A 16886-nucleotide genomic window follows, 5' to 3' on the forward strand; every position below is an offset into this window, starting at 1 on the left:
CCGCGGTTGTTCTTTTAGCGGTAAAAATATAGATCAGTAACCACATATTAGCAATTATGCTGAAATTCCCAATATACCTGGACAACAACGCTACCACGCCGATGGACCCCCGCGTGTTGGAAGCGATGCTCCCTTACTTTTCCGAAAAATTCGGTAACGCGGCTTCGCGCAACCACGCTTTCGGCTGGAACGCCGAAGAAGGCGTAGATTATGCCCGCGAACAAATAGCTGCATTGATCAACTGTAACCCGAAAGAGATCATCTTTACTTCGGGCGCTACCGAAGCCGATAACCTGGCAATTAAAGGCGTTTTCGAAATGTACGCTTCCAAAGGTAACCACATTATTACGGCGGTTACCGAGCACAAAGCGGTTTTAGACAGCTGCAAGCACATCGAAAAACTGGGCGGTAAAGTAACTTATTTAAAAGTGAACCACGAAGGTCTAATCGATCTGAAAGAACTGGAAGCTGCCATTACGCCGCAAACCATCCTGATCTCGATCATGTACGGCAACAACGAAGTTGGCGTGCTGCAACCAATCAAAGAAATTTCTGCCCTGGCGCGCAAAAACGGTGTTCTTTTCATGACCGATGCCACGCAGGCGGTTGGAAAGATCCCGGTAGATGTAGAAGCCGATGGCATTGACCTGATGGCGTTCTCTGCGCATAAAATGTACGGTCCGAAAGGCGTTGGTGCATTGTATGTGCGTCGGAAAAACCCGCGGGTTAAAGTTACTGCCCAGATGGACGGCGGCGGACACGAGCGCGGCATGCGTTCCGGTACCCTGAACGTACCTGGTATTGTTGGTTTAGGTAAAGCCTGCGAGTTGTGCAAAAACGAAATGGAATCTGATACAGCTCGTATCTTAAAACTGCGCGAAAAACTGGAAACCGAACTCCTGAAAATGGAAGAATCGTACCTGAACGGCTCAAAAGAGCACCGTTTGCCGCACGTAAGCAACATTTCCTTTAAATATGTAGAAGGCGAAGGCCTGATGATGGGTATTAAAGACTTAGCCGTTTCATCCGGTTCTGCCTGTACCTCAGCCTCTTTGGAGCCAAGCTACGTATTAAAAGCCATGGGCATGAGCGACGACCTGGCGCATTCTTCCCTTCGTTTCGGCTTAAGCCGTTTCACTACCGAAGAAGAAATTGATTTCGCCATTGCGCACGTAAAAGAAGCAGTAACCAAGCTCCGCGAAATGTCGCCGCTGTGGGAGATGTTCAAAGAAGGCATCGACCTGGAAAGCATCGAGTGGGCAGAACATTAATAGTGATTAGTGTTTAATGAATAGTGATTAGTTATTCTGTATTAGAAATTAATCACTTTTCGTTAATCATTTAAACACTAATCATTAATCACTAATCATTAATCACTAGTAAAAATGGCTTATTCAGATAAAGTTATTGACCATTACAGCAATCCGCGCAACGTGGGAACGCTGGATAAAAGCAAAAAAAGTGTTGGTACCGGTTTAGTTGGTGCTCCTGAGTGCGGCGACGTTATGCGTCTTCAAATTGAGGTTGACGAAAACCAAATCATTACCGATGCTAAATTCAAAACTTTTGGTTGCGGTTCCGCTATCGCCTCTTCTTCTTTGGCTACCGAGTGGCTGAAAGGAAAATCAGTTGATGAGGCGTTAACCATCGACAACATGGAAATTGTGGAAGAGCTGGCTTTGCCGCCGGTTAAAATTCACTGCTCTGTTTTGGCCGAAGATGCAATTAAATCTGCGATCAACGATTACCGCGTGAAGAACGGTTTAGAGCCGCTCGAAATGCCGAAATCGCACCACTAAGAATTATTTGTCCTTTTATTGTCATGTTGAGCGCTAGCGAAACACCTCGTCGGCTCGTTGTAGAAAAGTTTCTACTGGCCGCCGACAAGTTCCTTCGCTATCGCTCAGGATGACAGCATTATTTGATGACATTCCTTTTTTTGTATTCAAAACTGAATTTACAAAACCCTTAAACTTACCGTTATGGAAGTTACCTCCGACGTTCGGGCGGAAATTGTGCGCCTGCAGGACCAGATCATGAACTACCTTGGCATGAACAGTTCTACGCTCTTATTCGAGTACCGCGAACTGGAAGGCCGCACGCGCCTCGATCTGATAACCGTAAACCCGCGCCACAGCCAATCGTTTTTGTTCCATTCGGAAATTGGGTTGAACAAACTGGAAGCGCTGCATAAAATGTGGGATTACGTGCAGAACTACCGCGATAAGGAAAGCAGCTTTACCATTCAATGGATCGCCCGTGGCGAAAAGGAGCTGAACACTTCTTATTTCCGGGCGGCGAATGTGTATAGCGCTTTAGATAAATTGTATTACGGCCGGGATATAAATACTATTACCGTTTTCAGTGTGGTATTGAACCCGACTTCTTAAATTTAGTTTTTATAGTTAAAATGTTTACTTCCAATCCCTTTAAAATGCGCATGGCTGTATTAGCATCGGTTTTTAGCACGATACTGCCAAACGTAAGGAATTAATAAAAGGCGCTTTTTGTTTACTTATCAGACAACGAGCAACGATTAACGAATAACGATCATGATAACCGTTTCCGATAAAGCCAAAGAAAAAGTAGAAAAGCTGAAGAAAGACACTGGCCTGGACGATACGTTCCGCCTGCGCGCTTCCGTAGCCGGTGGCGGCTGCTCAGGCCTCTCCTACCAGCTCGATTTCGACGATGAAGTTCGTCCGATGGACCAGGAATTCGAAGACAAAGGCGTAAAGGTAGTGGTAGATATGAAAAGTTTCCTTTACCTGGCCGGTACTGAACTCGATTTCTCCGACGGCCTGAACGGCAAAGGCTTCTTCTTCAATAACCCCAACGCTTCCCGCACCTGCGGTTGCGGTGACAGTTTTTCCGTGTAAAACCATAGCGTTTTCAGATATTAAAAAGGCTTCCCAAATTTGGGAAGCCTTTTTTTATTGCAGTAGTTTTATTCCGAAAGAATACTCCTGCATGGTTAAGTGTCTTAACCGGAATGGTTTTGCTGTAGTGTTGAGGTCTGATGATAAATATTTAAGCGAAGTAAATTTATTACCATTCGCTCTCTTTTGTAGGCATTTCACAGACGTACATCAGAGCAGCAGTTAGGGCGAAAATACAAGTAGCAACTATCATAAGTTTGTTTATTTAGGTTGTGGCAATGTGCTTTTTAGCATTCTTACGAGCTCTTGAAATTTTAGCTGAAAAGAAGAAGCTGTTTCAGATCGGTCATTAGAATTGTGCTATAAACACCTTTTTCCAATGCAAAAAAAACCGGGAATGCTTTTGAAACTATAGCCTTTATTAAATGGCTTATCACAAAAAAGCCTGCTATTTTAGAGCAGGCTTTTAAGGGGAAAAATCAGTATGTTAGTTGGTTTTAATAAACTTCAAGGCGGGTTGTGCATTACTGGTTTTTAACAAATACGTTCCAGCCGGTAAATGTCCGATCTGCAGTTGCTGTTCGGTCTGACCGGGAAGGACTTTTGTCTGCATAAGCTCCTGCCCCATTAAATTAAAGATCCGGATGTAAGCAATATCTTCGGTTTTCGGCAGCACAACATTGAGGATATTCTGCGCCGGGTTCGGGTAGATTTCTATTGCGTTTAACTGGCCAGCAATTTTTGCTGAAACGATTTTCGAATAGGTGAATTTCCCGTCGAAATCTACCTGCTTTAGGCGATAATATTGTTGCGTGGTACTTGAGTTTTTATCGGTAAACTGATACCGTTTTGCGGCATTGCTGGTTCCCTGACCTGCAACTTCCCCTATCTTGGTAAAGTCTTTCCCATTGCTGCTCCGCTCAATTTCGAAGTGGCTGTTGTTGATCTCTGAAGCAGTTTCCCAGCTTAAAACGATACCGTTTTCCTGTGTTTCCACGAAAAAGTGCACCAACTCTACTGGCAAAGGATTGTTTGCGGAAATTGCTCCAAAAGTAAACGGGCTGAAAGAAGCCTGCGTGGTTCGGGTGGAATAAAGGGCTAAAGGCGGCGCAGTACCAACATTGGCAAGACCTTCATTTTCCCAAACCGTGCTGTTCCTGAAATGCGCAATCCGTAAATCCTGCGGATTTGCCACATAAGCGCTTCGGGCGGCATCGTAGCTCAACGTTACTTTTACTTCCGAAATACCAGATACGCGCTCCAGATCCCAGTATTCCGAATCTGAAATCTGCACCAGTGAATCGCCGGTGGAAGTACCGAACTGATTTTTCGGGTTGGCCTGAAAATATTCTGCAACGTACTGATCGGTTACATTTAAGGGCGCCGATATAGCAACAGGAGCATAAAAACCATTTTTACCAACCGGAAAAATAAATGCATCATCGCCGGTTTTAAACACTTTCCCAGTTACATAACTTACATTCGAAGCGCCGGAAGTAGTGGCATTGTTGGAAAACGTTAGCGAAGCGGCAGTATCTATGTTTATATTTCCTTTGCTGAAAAACAGATTACCATTAATCGTTAAGGGGGTTTTAAGCGTTATTCCAGCCGGATTGTTTATTTCAAGGTTGGCAAAAGTGCCGAGATTAATATTTCCGGAAATTTGCTGCCGGGTGCTGCCATTAAACGTAAGCAAAGAGTTATTTGCAGCGGCCGCCGGAATGTAGTTAAATGCCGCCCCAGAAGCTACGTTAAAGTTGCCCCGGATCTGCAGAGGCAAAGGTGTGTTTCCGCTGGCCAGCGTAATGTTCATATTACCACTACTGATCGTAAAATTATCGATGCGGGTGGTGATAGTGGCGCTGGTACCGAAGTTTATTGCCACATTCCCAACGGCATTCAACTCAAAATCGCCATAGATCCGGCCATCTAATTTGGGGATCGTACCGGTTTGTTCGTGCTTATATAAGCTACCGGTTTCAAAAACTACCTTTGAATTCGGGCTTGCCAAACCAAACGGACTTGCACCATCTTTAGAAAAGTAAGTAGCATTCGTTTTAAATGTTACAATGTTGGCCGTACCGCTGTTACCGAAAGGCTCGCCGGTCAGGTTTTTAGCAATGAACTGGCTACCGTTTTCAAACATTACCGCATTGGCATCAACAGCCAGTAATCTATGAGCCCTGCCCAGATTTATCGCCGTATTCTGGAAAACCATGGTTCCTGAAACGGAAGCAGTTGCGTTCGTTTTTAAACTAATTTCCAATGGATCATTGCTATCAATAATCAGATTTGAGCCGGCTTCTACCAAAAAATCTGTTCCGGTTCCTCCGGCTAAACTAATGGTTTGCGTGGCACCTGTGGCGGCTTTCAGGGTTAAATTTGTATTATTCGTTACTAGTAGCTGGCCAATTTCCTGCGTAGTAATATTACTGAGCATGATATTTCCGCCTGTATTAAAGTTCAGAATATCGATTGCCCGAACACAGTTGCGGGCTGGGGTCCAGTTAGCCGGATTGGAAAAATCGGTTGAATTAGCCCCATTCCAGTTGTAATTCAGGGCAGAAAGTGCAGTGGCGGCGGGAAGATAAAGATTATCGAAATAGGCCGTTACGTTTACCGTTCCGTGGTTATAAGCAGCTCCGGTAAAGTTAAGGGGAATATTGGTATAGGTTTGATCGGAAAAAGTGAGGGCTGCTGTTGAGGTGGTAAGCGGATCAGCGAAAGTTCCGTTATCGTTTCGCACCTGCAAAGTCCAGGTTTTAGAGCAGGGCTCAAAGCTGACCTTCACGCTGTAATATGCCGTTTCAGTGGTTTCGGTGGAAGATATTAACGTGGTAATGTTGGAGTTAGCAGTTAAGCCGTTTTTGAAGCGCACCAGTTTTACGGGATCGGGCGAGTTGGCATTTCCTATGATAATAGCGTAACCGCTGGCATCCGGATCGTTGAAGTTTGTTTTAGATGAACCTAGAACGTAAGCTATTCCATAGGTGGTTGCACCAAAACCTGATGTCCCGCTGCGGTTCTGGCGGAAGTTAAATGCCCAGGTCAGTTCAGCAGAAGCCTGGTTAAAAATAGTTGCATATCGGTTAGAAGCGTCGAAAGAAACCTGTTCGAGGCCGGAGGCACCTACTGCAGCGTTGTTGAAGCTACCCAAAATCAGCATATTATTTTCTATCCGGGCGCGGTAATCGTTAGAGCCGGCGGTTTCGGTTTCCTGCCAAAGGGTATTACCACCACTGGAAGGAATCCCTAAAACTAAACTGTTTGCCCGATTAAAATCATCGAGTTTACCAGTGGCATTCTGAGCTGAAACCGGAAATTTTAAAACAACCGTACAGATCAGGATCGCAATACTTTTCAGAAATAACGTTACTTCAGACCGCTTCATACTTTTAATGTTAAATTAATCAAGCACCAAAGGAATATAAAACTGAAATAGTTCCGAAATCCGTGTCTCTTTTGTTAAAATGTATGGAAGTAAAAGCCCCCCACTATTCGTGACGGGCTTTAGACTTTTAGAGTAAAATACCCTACCGTTTTAGTTTGCCGTTTTTACAACTTTCTTCACAAGCTGAAATTTATCCGATACTACCACAACCTGGTAAGTACCAGCCGGGAAATGGCTTAGCTCAAGATCAAGCGTTTTGGTATTGATTGCCTTCTTCATTAAAACTATCTGGCCTAGAACATTCATTACTTTAACTTCAGCAGCACTCAATTCTGGTAAACTGATCGTCAGCTTTCCTGCAGTCGGGTTTGGATAAAGTCTGATCTCAGGTTTACCAACCTGGTTATTTACCTGCTCGATCTTCGAAAAGGCTACCGTTCCGTCCAGGTCAACTTGTTTCAGGCGGTAGTAAGCAAGGCCGGCTAATGGGTTTTTATCGGCAAAAGCATAGCGTTTTAAGTGCTGGCTGTTGCCTTGCGCTTTTTCTGAACCAATGGTTTCGAATGTACGCGCATCCTGGCTACGCTGGATCTCAAAATGGCTGCTGTTCTTTTCCGAAGCAGTTTCCCAGCTTAAATTGATAGCGTTTTCTGCTGCTTTTGCCTGGAAGCTTAGCAATTCTACTGGCAGTGGGTTGGTACCACCGGTTTTATTGGCAAGCACGAAATCGGAGAAAGAGCTAAAATCTATGGAAGTAATGGTACCGGAAGTTGCATTACCGCTTGCAGTAGCATAAAGATCTTCCGCAACGCCACCGCTGTATTTTACAATAGTTAGCTTGGTCTCATCGGTTACAATATCATCGGCGGCGTAGGTTAGTTTTACATTTGCCGAAACATTTGCAGAACCTGTTTTCGAAATGCTGAAATAGCGGACCTTGGAGATATGGGTTATATCATTCGGTAAAGTAATGTTAGTTGGGTAAGGCGAATCGAATTGTTCAGCTGTATAAATATTTTCTCCAGCACCTTGAGTTACAATATTCAGTTCGATAGGACGTACATTAGTGCCTTTGCCAATTGGGAATTTAAGCAGCTTTGGTTCGGTAACTTTATAGGCTAATGGACCATCTACGTAGCTGGTGGTAGGTTCTGTAGCTGAAACGGTACCAGTGGCAGGGATTGTAACCAAATTAGCCAATGTAGTAGTTAATTTCCCTTGGTTTAAAGTCAGGCTTGAAACTTCAATTGCTTTATTTAAGGTAACTCCATTCGGGTTTTGAATGGTTAAACCTGCTACAGTTGCCGGGATACCGATGCCAGTATTTTGGGGAGTTGTACCATTATAAATATAGTTACTGATACCGAAAGTACGAGGTGTAACCTGAACATTCCCGGTTGAACCACTAGATACAATGCCTGCAGGATCAGTAATTTTTATTGTGCCACCATTAGCTAAAACAAAAGAGCCTGTACCGGTAATATTGTAACCATTAAAATCTAAAATACCGCCATCTTCTATAGTTAGAATAGCACCAGTATTATTTAAAGCTAAATTTCTATTTGCTAATTGTACATGCGCACCATATTTGATATTGTAAACAATATTGGCTGAAGCCAAAGTAGATGCGACATCAAGCTGTTGAACAGATGAACCGTTAAAAGTAACAATTGAACCTGCATCACCACTCATTAAAGTTGTGCCTGCAGCAAGCTTTAAATTACCTAAAAACTTTAACGTTACTGCGGCACTTCCATTGCTTGTTGAATTTAAATTTACAGTACCAGCATTGAATTCAGTGTTACCATTAACTGTAAAGACCGGAGTACCGCTTGCAGAATATACAGTAAAGTTTCCTGAATTCAGATACAGATTACCAACTTCAATATTTGAATTGTTGTTATTACCTGTAACTGTGCTTGCTGTGTTAATAGTTAGATTATTCTGAACAAGTTTTAGATTATTTTGATTACCATTAACCAAGGTAATATTATTTGTTGCTTCAATGGTCAGGTTGCCAAAAGCATAACCTTGCTCATTCAAATCAATATTTGCATCATAGATTCTATTACCTGAAGTCCAGGTCTGTACCACTACATTGGAATTTGGATAGAAATTTTCTGTTCCTTCCCAAATAGCTGAAGTATGTGCAATTCCTGTATTATTTAACACAAAGGTACCGCCATCTTCTACATTCAGGTTTGCGCCGGTTAAGGTTAAACCAGCACTAACCTTTAGCGTTCCTCCATTTTTAACAGATAATTTATTTGTAACTGTTGATGAACCTGTAATAGTAAAGTTAGCTCCACTTAATACAACAATTTTTCCTTGAGTAAAGGAGCCGCTCGAAATATTGTTATTAATGAACACCGTATTAGGCGAAACGTTAGTTGTAGGTGCGCCTGATGAAACCCAGGTTGTTCCATTAAATTTTTCCCAGGTGGCACTGCCAATAGAAGTACCGTTGCTGGTTGAACGATAATCGCCATTAACAATTGCTAAGCTAACAATATTAAACGGATCTGATGTAACGGTAGCGTTGCTCAAACAACCCTGAGCAGTAGCACTGATAGTAACCCCAGTTTGTAAATTGCTGAATTTTGCATTAGAAACGGTAGCGATTCCATTCGTAAAACTATATGTAGCACTGGAAGTAAATCCGGCGACGCTTGCTGTTAACGAAATTGTGCAACTGGCATCTAAATCCGTATTTCCATGTTCATCAGTAGCTATAAATGAAAACGGATTAAGATTTACATTAACTTCTCCATCTACAGGGTGAATATTCCAAGCTAATGTATTTGCTGTAACAGCTAATCGATTATTGCTACCCGTAGTATTGGAAATCAGATTAGAGAAACTGAACATTAAAGAAGATGCATTATTCCCTGCCGGTATAGCTCCTGCGTTGGCAATAGTAAATTTTAACTGACTATTATCCGTTACAGTAGTGGTGAACGTAACTACCAAGGTAAAATCTGCAGAACCATTATCAGGAGCTGAAAGCGTATTAGCACCAATTGTTGGTAAATTTGTAAAATTAATATTGCTTCCAATAGTGTTGGTACTAGCTATTAAAGTAGAACCTTTAAACAAAGCCGCAGCCCGAATGGCACCAGCGTTCTGCACACTACTGAAGGCTAAAGATTCCAACGTGGTTGGTAGAATATCTGCGTCGTTGGCAGCAGAGCCACCATCACGTAAGGTAAAACCAAAAACCGGAACGCCGTCTGTAATAGTATTAATAGTTGAGGCTTGATATTGCTTGTAATTGATATTGGTTGGATATACAAAACCAGCTGTAGCAACTATATCTGAAACATTATTCGGCGTTCCTGTTCCACTTAAATTAATTATGTAAGGGCTTTGAGAATCGTTACTGGTAATAGTAAGTGTTCCTGATATAGTGCCAACTGTTGTTGGCTTTAAACGAACGTTTACGGATATAGTAGAACTTCCAACAGGAACAGTTGTGGCTGGTGTATTGGTAATTTCAAAACCGCTTGTAACTGACGCTACAATATTGGTCAGATCAGCGTTACCAGTATTCCCAATTGTAAATGAAACAGTTGTTCCATTTGCTCCAACAGCTACTGGCGTAGTAAAAGTATAAGCCCCACCATTTGAAATGTTATTGCTTCCCTGTTTAAAAGTCATGATCGGAGCTGCATTGGTAACATTAAAGTTGTTACTCGTTATTGTCCAGTCGTTGGTATAGCCGCGGCTGGCCAAAAGAGTAACTCCGGTACCTGGTGTGGTAAACGTAAGCGAAGAGAATGTTGCAAGGCCGCCTGAAGCAATTACTGAAACCGGCGAAGCAGATAATGTGGCGCCAGAAGCAGCAATTTCTATGGCCGTATTAAATTCCAGATCACGATTATTATTTGCATCAATGGCTTCAACAGAAACTGCCTGAGACATTGCTACATTTGTAAAAACATTTGAAGGCTGCTGTACAAAACGCAGTTTGGTAGCCGTAACGCCAATTTTATTTTTTGTATTGTCGGAGCCAATAGAATACGATGCCAGCTGAGAACTTAAAACAGGGCCTTCAACGGTTGTAGTTGCATTCGTTAATTTAAATGCAAAAACTTTATTGTCGGAATTTGCAGGTAAAGCAGTTTTTAAGCTTAATCTGATACCGATTGTTTTAAAACTACCAATACCATCAGCAACTGAAATTGCGGTAGTTGGAGTAAAGGTAATTGAACCAGCAGCAATAGATACTACTCCTGGAATTACATTCCCATTGCTGATATCCAAAAACTGGGCATCTGCAATAGCAGCTGACCAATCTGACACTGTATTACCAGTATTTGGATTAATTACAAACGATTTATAAATGGTAGGCAGATTATCTGCATCATCAGAAGTTGCATCACCATCTGTTAAATTAAATTGCCAAACCTGGGTTCCATCTGAGTTTGATGTAATTGGGTTGGTGTTAATAATGGAAGAAATAGTTATCGCTTCGGAAGATGAAACAGCTTCAATTTTAGACAAAGAGGAAGCTCCTTGATTTACAGTAATTATCACTTCGGTACTAGTCCCGGTAACAGCGCCACAATTAGATGTGGCTACAGCTATTAAATAAAAAACGCCTGTTCCAGTAAAATCAGCTCCATTTGGAGTATATGATGAATTCGTAGCTCCGCTAATAGGTGTGTAAGTTCCGCCGGAAGCGGTAGCATATTGCCACGAAAAAGTAGAAGCAGCCAACGTGCTTGCCGTAATAGCAGTACCTAAACTATTTGTAGTAATAGTCTGGGCGGTCGAAGAAGATAACGAAGGAATATTTGTAGCAGGAATTTCGCTTATGGTAAATACACCCGATGGATCGCCGTTAATTACCGGATCTGTACTTACCACTCGCATTTTATACCCAGAACCTGAAACGCTAACAGGCATAGTAACGCCAACTGTAGATGAATTACCACTTCCTATATTAATTGGGCTGCTGAAAGAACCGGTTGCATCAGAAAGCTGGATATTAAAAGTATTTCCAGTATTGAAGGTGCCAGTGGTTGTAAATGAAACATTAAAAGAAGAGCCTTGGCAATAAGGTGAGGTTCCGCTTAAAGTTGGGGTTGAGAGAGTAGGACCTGAAGGTAAAGAGGTTACAATAACATCATGAACGTAATTCGCACGAGTTCCATTGTCTACTAATTGTAATACAATATCATTACTATTATCGTTAACTAAGTATTCATATGTACTGACATTTGTATTTTGAAAATTAGACCAAGTTATAAGATCTTGAAAACTTCCATTACCTACTTTTTTTTGAAGTTTCATAGAAGCTCCGCTGGTACTAGATACTCTAAATAGAATTGTTATTTTTTCAATTTTATCTAAACTTGGTAAGGTTATTATTCCATTACTTGCCTGCATTTGAACAAAGCCCGTTGATCCTGGAGTTGATGCTCCACCATTTGGTGTCACAATGCACGATGTTACCGCCCAAGTCTTATTTCCTACAGGAGCTGGATAATTAACGGCTTGGCTATAGTTTCCATAACTTCCTTTTGCAGTCCAACTTTGAAAATTTTCTGTAATCTGCCCCCACCCCACTTCTGGCAGCAAGCATAGAACCAACCCCACTACCCAAACGCTATGCTTCAAGCGGGAAAAACATTTTTGTAGAAACAGATCCATATTCTAATAAGTAATGATTTTTGAAATTTATTTAGAGTTGTAATGACACTAACAAAATACAAAAAAATATTCTAATATTTTTATTCCACAAAAATAATTTTTATTTATATAATATTTATTATCATAACATTAAATAATAATACAAAATCATCAATGGTCGTTCACTATTAATGTTATTCAATATTTAGTATTAAGCAATTCCTAAAAAAAAGCTCATAAAAAAAAGGCATCCGCTTGCGGATGCCTTTTTAAATATTGATCAATCAGAAATTACAGGCTTGCTTTCACAAATTTTTGTATGATACAGCTTTTACCGGCTCCAATTATGACCTGGTAAACACCGTTTGGTAAAGCGCTAACATCAACAGTTTCATACGCAGTAAGCTTACCTGAATTACTATAAACTTCCTGGCCTAAAGCATTTACGATTCGGATCTGATCCATACTGGTTGTAGCAGTTACAGAAAGATTTCCGGTAGTCGGGTTTGGATAAAGTCTGATCTCAGGTTTACCTGCCTGGTTATTTACCTGCTCGATTTTCGAATAAGCTACCGTTCCATCCAGGTCAACTTGTTTCAGGCGGTAGTAAGCAAGGCCAGCTAATGGGTTTTTATCGGCAAAAGCATAGCGTTTTAAGTGCTGGCTGTTGCCTTGCGCTTTTTCTGTACCAATGATTTCGAACGTACGCGCATCCTGGCTACGCTGGATCTCAAAATGGCTGCTGTTCTTTTCAGAAGCAGTTTCCCAGTCTAAATTAGTAGCGTTTTCTGCTGCTTTTGCCTGGAAGCTTAGCAATTCTACCGGCAGCGGGTTGGTACCACCGGTTTTGTTGGCAAGTACGAAATCACTAAACTCGGTAAAAAAGGCAATCATAGAACCGGAAGAAGTTGTTGTACCCATTGAAGGACCAGCTCCAAGATCTACCCAGCTATTACTGGTAGTTGTTTTTGCTATACTCAGCGTATTCAGATCGTTAACCATGTCATCTTCACCAAAATTCATGGTAATTACGCCTTCAATCAGCCCGGTAGCAGGCAACTGGGTTATTCTGAAATATCTTACAGAAGAAATTCTATCGATTCCGGATGGCAACGTTTTACCTGCCGGATAAGTACCTGTAAACTGCTCTACGGTATAAGTTGTAGAGGTAGTATCGAATTGGGAAATTTCAAGCGAAATTGGTCTTAAAACACCATTTTTCCCAACCGGGAAATTCAGTGAAGTGGTTGCTGGAGTAGCAACAGTCATGGTTAAAGGACCATTAATAAAGCTGGTTTTATCGCCCGTAGGCGGAATTAACGTTCCATTGCTGCCAACAGTTAAATTTTTACCGTTCGTATTAATAATTCCATCGGTCAACCGAAGTTCAACATTAACTTTTACTGTTTTCGTAAGAGTAAGGCCGGCATTATTATCGATTGTCAGACCTGCAACCTGACCTGGCAAACCGTTTCCGGTAACCTGCGCAACGGCTCCGTTATAAATATAAGTTGAAGAAGTCCGAAAGAAACGGGAACCGGTAACCTGCACGTTACCACTCGCAGTAGGTGAAGTAGTTAAACCATCCGGAGAAGCCAGGCTAAGTGTACCAATTGCAACATCGAAATCTCCGGCTCCACTAATAATATTGGTACCCATATCTAACTGGCCCAAAACTTTAAAAGTGCGTGATGCCTCTATAGAAACCGGGCTTTTCAAGGATACTATTCCACTGTTAGCAACAGTTACATTCAGGTTTGTAGTGTTCAATGTTCCTGAATTGATCAGTAAATCGCCGGTTCCATTAAAGAAAAGTGTAGCTACAGAAGCACTGTTCGTACTTGTGAGGTCCGCTCCAGAACTAATGTTCAAATTCCCTTTTAAAGTAAGCGAAATCGTGTTTCCGGCAATATTTCCGTTCGTAATGTTTAAAATGCTATTATTCAGCAAATTTAAATCGCCGTTAATTATTAAAGCATAATTAGCATTTCCACTCAGAGTAAGTGCGCGACCATTGGTAGCAGCAACATCAAAATTACCTCTTATTGTACTGGTTAAAGCGCCATTCAAATTAATATCGGTAGCAGCATTAGGCGTATTCCATTTTACATTACCAAAAGACTGACCAAAACCCACTGGAGTACCGGTTGGGGAAGTATAGCCAATGAATTCTAAAGTGGAAGATGGATTCCAGGTTGCTGAAGGTATTGCTCCAAAACTGGTGGTATAATTATGTTGGTATATACCAGTAGTCCCAATAAAAATTTTAGCAGTACCGTTTGGAACAACGAATCCGGCGTTCTTTAAAATACCATTTACAATAAAATCGTTTACTGTACCGGCATCATCAGCTATATCTAAGGTTACTTCACTATTAATAACAAGTGAACCTCCATCATTAATAGTTAGTTGATCTGCTGCCTGATCTGCTGTAACAGTTACAACATGTTGATCCATGATTCGGATAGTACCTGCTGTTGCATCCGGAATATCTGAAATGGCTGAACTTTGCAGGGGTGTAAATGCACCAGAAGTTAAGGCTTTCGCTCTTACTGCCCACGTAGTTGGATCATTCCAGTTACCAGATTTTACAGATATGTAATTATAATCGCCAGGTGAGGCAAAGGCTTGCGATTGCCCTAGGCCCAAGATCACTCCTCCTACAAGCAAGCATTTTTTAAAGCTTGAGGAAAATTTAATTGGTAAAGTTTGCATCATATTAGATTGAAAGTTAATTGCACATTGATTAAAAAATACACGTTAAGTAATTGAATTTAAGCATTAAAGATTCAAAAATTTACGTTTAAATTAATTGTACTATTCAAACATGAATTTACATCAGAAATTTTCAAAAAGTTTAACAAAGCAAAACTACTTAATAAAATACATCTTCTCACAACTTATTAGAACATTATAATACTTTCCCGTTTAATTACTTTTTACCTGCAATTTAATAGTGTTTTTAATTTTGCTAATATTTTACTTAAAGTGCATAAAGCAAAAAAGCAGGACTTTTTAAAGTCCTGCTTTTAATTAGATTTTTTTACTATATATTATTAGTAAGCTCTTCCCTGGTTGTTTTCCATAAAATTAACGAACGCTCTGTTTACCACACGGTTACCACCCGGAGTCGGATAATTTCCGGTGAAATACCAGTCACCGCTGTGGTTCGGGCAAGCCTGGTGTAGGTTCTCAATGGTCTGGTAAATTACCTGCACTTCGGCTTTTACTTCCGGCGCTTTTACAATTTTGCCAATCCGGGCCGAGATCTCATCGGCGGTGAAAGGAGCGAAAAGCGCCTGTACGAAATTCTGTTGGGTAATGGCTTCAGTGCCATCTGCAGCTTTACATCTTTCGTAAACTTCCTGTAGCAATTGCTGCTGGCCGGTTTCTTCCAGTAATTCCAACATTGCCCGGAACGCCACAAACTCTTTTAACCGCGACATATCGATGCCATAGCAATCCGGATAACGGATCTGTGGGGCGCAGGAAACAATGATGATCTTTTTCGGTTCCAGACGGTCCAGCATCCGGATAATACTTTTCTCCAGCGTGGTGCCGCGCACAATAGAATCGTCGATAACCACTACTGTATCCACGCCTTTTTTTACCACTTCGTAAGTAGTATCATAAACGTGGGCAACCAGGTCGTCGCGGCTGTTATCGTCGGTAATAAAGGTGCGGAGTTTTACGTCTTTAATAACCAGTTTTTCTACTCTTGGGCGGAAAGCCAGAATTTCATCGAGTTGCTCCGGAGTTATGCTTTTGTCGTGGCTGGAAGCGATGCGGTGCTCGCGTAAATACTGCTCCATGCCTTTCACCATGCCTAAAAATGAGGTTTCGGCGGTGTTTGGAATGTAAGAGAAAACGGTGTTCGGAAGATCAAAGTTAATGGCTTCCAGAATTTGCTTACACAACAAACGCCCCATATTCTTGCGTTCGGTATAAATTTCCGGATCGTTACCGCGGGAGAAATAAATGCGCTCGAAGCTGCAGGAACGTTTTTCGCGAGCCGGCGTAATTTCCAGCTCCTTCGCTTCACCTTGCTTGTTTACGATTAAAGCGCAGCCCGGTGTAATTTCTTTTATCTGGTTGTATTCAATACCAAAAGCGGTTTTAATAGCTGGTTTTTCCGATGCAATTACTACCACTTCGTCGTCCATGTAATAATACGCAGGACGAATACCCGATGGATCGCGTACTACGAAAGAGGCACCGTAACCCGTTAACCCAGCCATGGCATAACCACCGTCGAAATCTTTACAGGCCCGTTTTAGCACGCGCTGCAGATCCAGGTTTTCCTCGATCAGCCTGGTAATTTCGGTATTAACGTCCGTTTGTTTTTTGAACTGATCGAACATGGCCTGGTTTTCTTCGTCCAGGAAGTGGCCGATCTTTTCGAGCACCGTAATGGTATCTACTTTATGCGTAGGATGCTGGCCAATTTCAACAAGCTTCTGGAAAAGTTCTTCCACGTTCGTCATATTGAAATTACCGGCTACGGCCAAAGAACGGCTGCGCCAGTTATTCTCCCGCACCATCGGGTGACAGTTGTCGATCTTGTTTTCGCCGTGCGTACCATAACGTAAATGGCCCAGGTAAACCTCGCCTAAAAAAGGCATGTTTTGCCGGAGCCATTCCAAATTCGTTACTTTTTCAGGGTGTTCTTTTCTGAGCTTGTTGTAGTGTTCCCCTATTTTGCCAAAAATATCGTTAATGGCCTGGGTTTTAACCGAACGGTCGCGGCTGATGTATTCCGTACCCGGCGCGGCATCGATCTTGATACTGGCAATACCAGCTCCATCCTGGCCGCGGTTATGCTGTTTTTCCATAAGCAGATACAGCTTATTGATGGCATAAAGCGGGGTTCCGTACTTTTCGGCGTAATACGAAAGCGGTTTTCTTAACCGGATCAGGGCAATGCCGCATTCGTGTTTTATGGCGTCACTCATTTATTATTTCGTTGTTCGTTGCTCGTTATT

General features: G+C 41.9%; 8 protein-coding genes. 4 read left to right on the forward strand and 4 right to left on the reverse strand.

Annotation, left to right across the window (positions count from 1 at the left end; translation table 11 throughout):
* The first annotated feature begins 56 nt into the window (after nucleotides 1-56).
* The 4 genes from ACFPIB_RS15095 to ACFPIB_RS15110 all read left to right on the forward strand — a co-directional run bounded on the left by ACFPIB_RS15095 (nucleotide 57) and on the right by ACFPIB_RS15110 (nucleotide 2879).
* Entirely contained in the window at nucleotides 57-1271 is a 1215-nt protein-coding gene (locus tag ACFPIB_RS15095) for an IscS subfamily cysteine desulfurase (RefSeq protein ID WP_465251499.1), read from the forward strand.
* 114 nt (nucleotides 1272-1385) lie between these two features.
* A complete protein-coding gene (iscU, locus tag ACFPIB_RS15100; protein ID WP_378018300.1) occupies nucleotides 1386-1799 on the forward strand; it encodes a Fe-S cluster assembly scaffold IscU in 414 nt (137 codons plus the stop codon).
* Between the two features lie 183 nt (nucleotides 1800-1982).
* Nucleotides 1983-2390, forward strand: a complete 408-nt coding sequence (locus ACFPIB_RS15105) for a hypothetical protein (protein ID WP_378018301.1) — start codon at nucleotides 1983-1985, stop codon at nucleotides 2388-2390.
* 162 nt (nucleotides 2391-2552) lie between these two features.
* Complete coding sequence (locus ACFPIB_RS15110; RefSeq protein ID WP_378018302.1) at nucleotides 2553-2879, forward strand: HesB/IscA family protein; 327 nt, start codon at nucleotides 2553-2555, stop codon at nucleotides 2877-2879.
* A gap of 487 nt (nucleotides 2880-3366) precedes the next feature.
* Here ACFPIB_RS15110 and ACFPIB_RS15115 read toward each other — a convergent pair whose 3' ends face one another.
* The 4 genes from ACFPIB_RS15115 to ACFPIB_RS15130 all read right to left on the reverse strand — a co-directional run bounded on the left by ACFPIB_RS15115 (nucleotide 3367) and on the right by ACFPIB_RS15130 (nucleotide 16856).
* Nucleotides 3367-6270 carry a T9SS type A sorting domain-containing protein gene (locus ACFPIB_RS15115; protein ID WP_378018303.1) on the reverse strand — a complete coding sequence of 968 codons (2904 nt, stop codon included), beginning with the start codon at nucleotides 6268-6270 and terminating at the stop codon, nucleotides 3367-3369.
* A gap of 150 nt (nucleotides 6271-6420) precedes the next feature.
* Complete coding sequence (locus tag ACFPIB_RS15120) at nucleotides 6421-11925, reverse strand: T9SS type A sorting domain-containing protein (RefSeq protein ID WP_378018304.1); 5505 nt, start codon at nucleotides 11923-11925, stop codon at nucleotides 6421-6423.
* A 270-nt stretch (nucleotides 11926-12195) separates the two neighbouring features.
* A complete protein-coding gene (locus ACFPIB_RS15125; RefSeq protein WP_378018305.1) occupies nucleotides 12196-14574 on the reverse strand; it encodes a T9SS type A sorting domain-containing protein in 2379 nt (792 codons plus the stop codon).
* Nucleotides 14575-14960: 386 nt separating this feature from the next.
* Nucleotides 14961-16856 (reverse strand): amidophosphoribosyltransferase, encoded by a 1896-nt coding sequence (locus ACFPIB_RS15130; protein WP_378018306.1) that lies wholly within the window; start codon nucleotides 16854-16856, stop codon nucleotides 14961-14963.
* Nucleotides 16857-16886: the final 30 nt, after the last annotated feature.

The organism is Adhaeribacter terreus (genome assembly GCF_042657365.1).
GTDB lineage: Bacteria > Bacteroidota > Bacteroidia > Cytophagales > Hymenobacteraceae > Adhaeribacter_A > Adhaeribacter_A terreus.

What these genes read in the sequence shown, in the direction of transcription:
- ACFPIB_RS15095 (WP_465251499.1), top strand. Translation starts at nt 57, where the DNA reads ATGCTGAAATTCCCAATATACCTGGACAACAACGCTACCACGCCGATG.
- iscU (WP_378018300.1), top strand. Translation starts at nt 1,386, where the DNA reads ATGGCTTATTCAGATAAAGTTATTGACCATTACAGCAATCCGCGCAAC.
- ACFPIB_RS15105 (WP_378018301.1), top strand. Translation starts at nt 1,983, where the DNA reads ATGGAAGTTACCTCCGACGTTCGGGCGGAAATTGTGCGCCTGCAGGAC.
- ACFPIB_RS15110 (WP_378018302.1), top strand. Translation starts at nt 2,553, where the DNA reads ATGATAACCGTTTCCGATAAAGCCAAAGAAAAAGTAGAAAAGCTGAAG.
- ACFPIB_RS15115 (WP_378018303.1), bottom strand. Translation starts at nt 6,270, where the DNA reads ATGAAGCGGTCTGAAGTAACGTTATTTCTGAAAAGTATTGCGATCCTG.
- ACFPIB_RS15120 (WP_378018304.1), bottom strand. Translation starts at nt 11,925, where the DNA reads ATGGATCTGTTTCTACAAAAATGTTTTTCCCGCTTGAAGCATAGCGTT.
- ACFPIB_RS15130 (WP_378018306.1), bottom strand. Translation starts at nt 16,856, where the DNA reads ATGAGTGACGCCATAAAACACGAATGCGGCATTGCCCTGATCCGGTTA.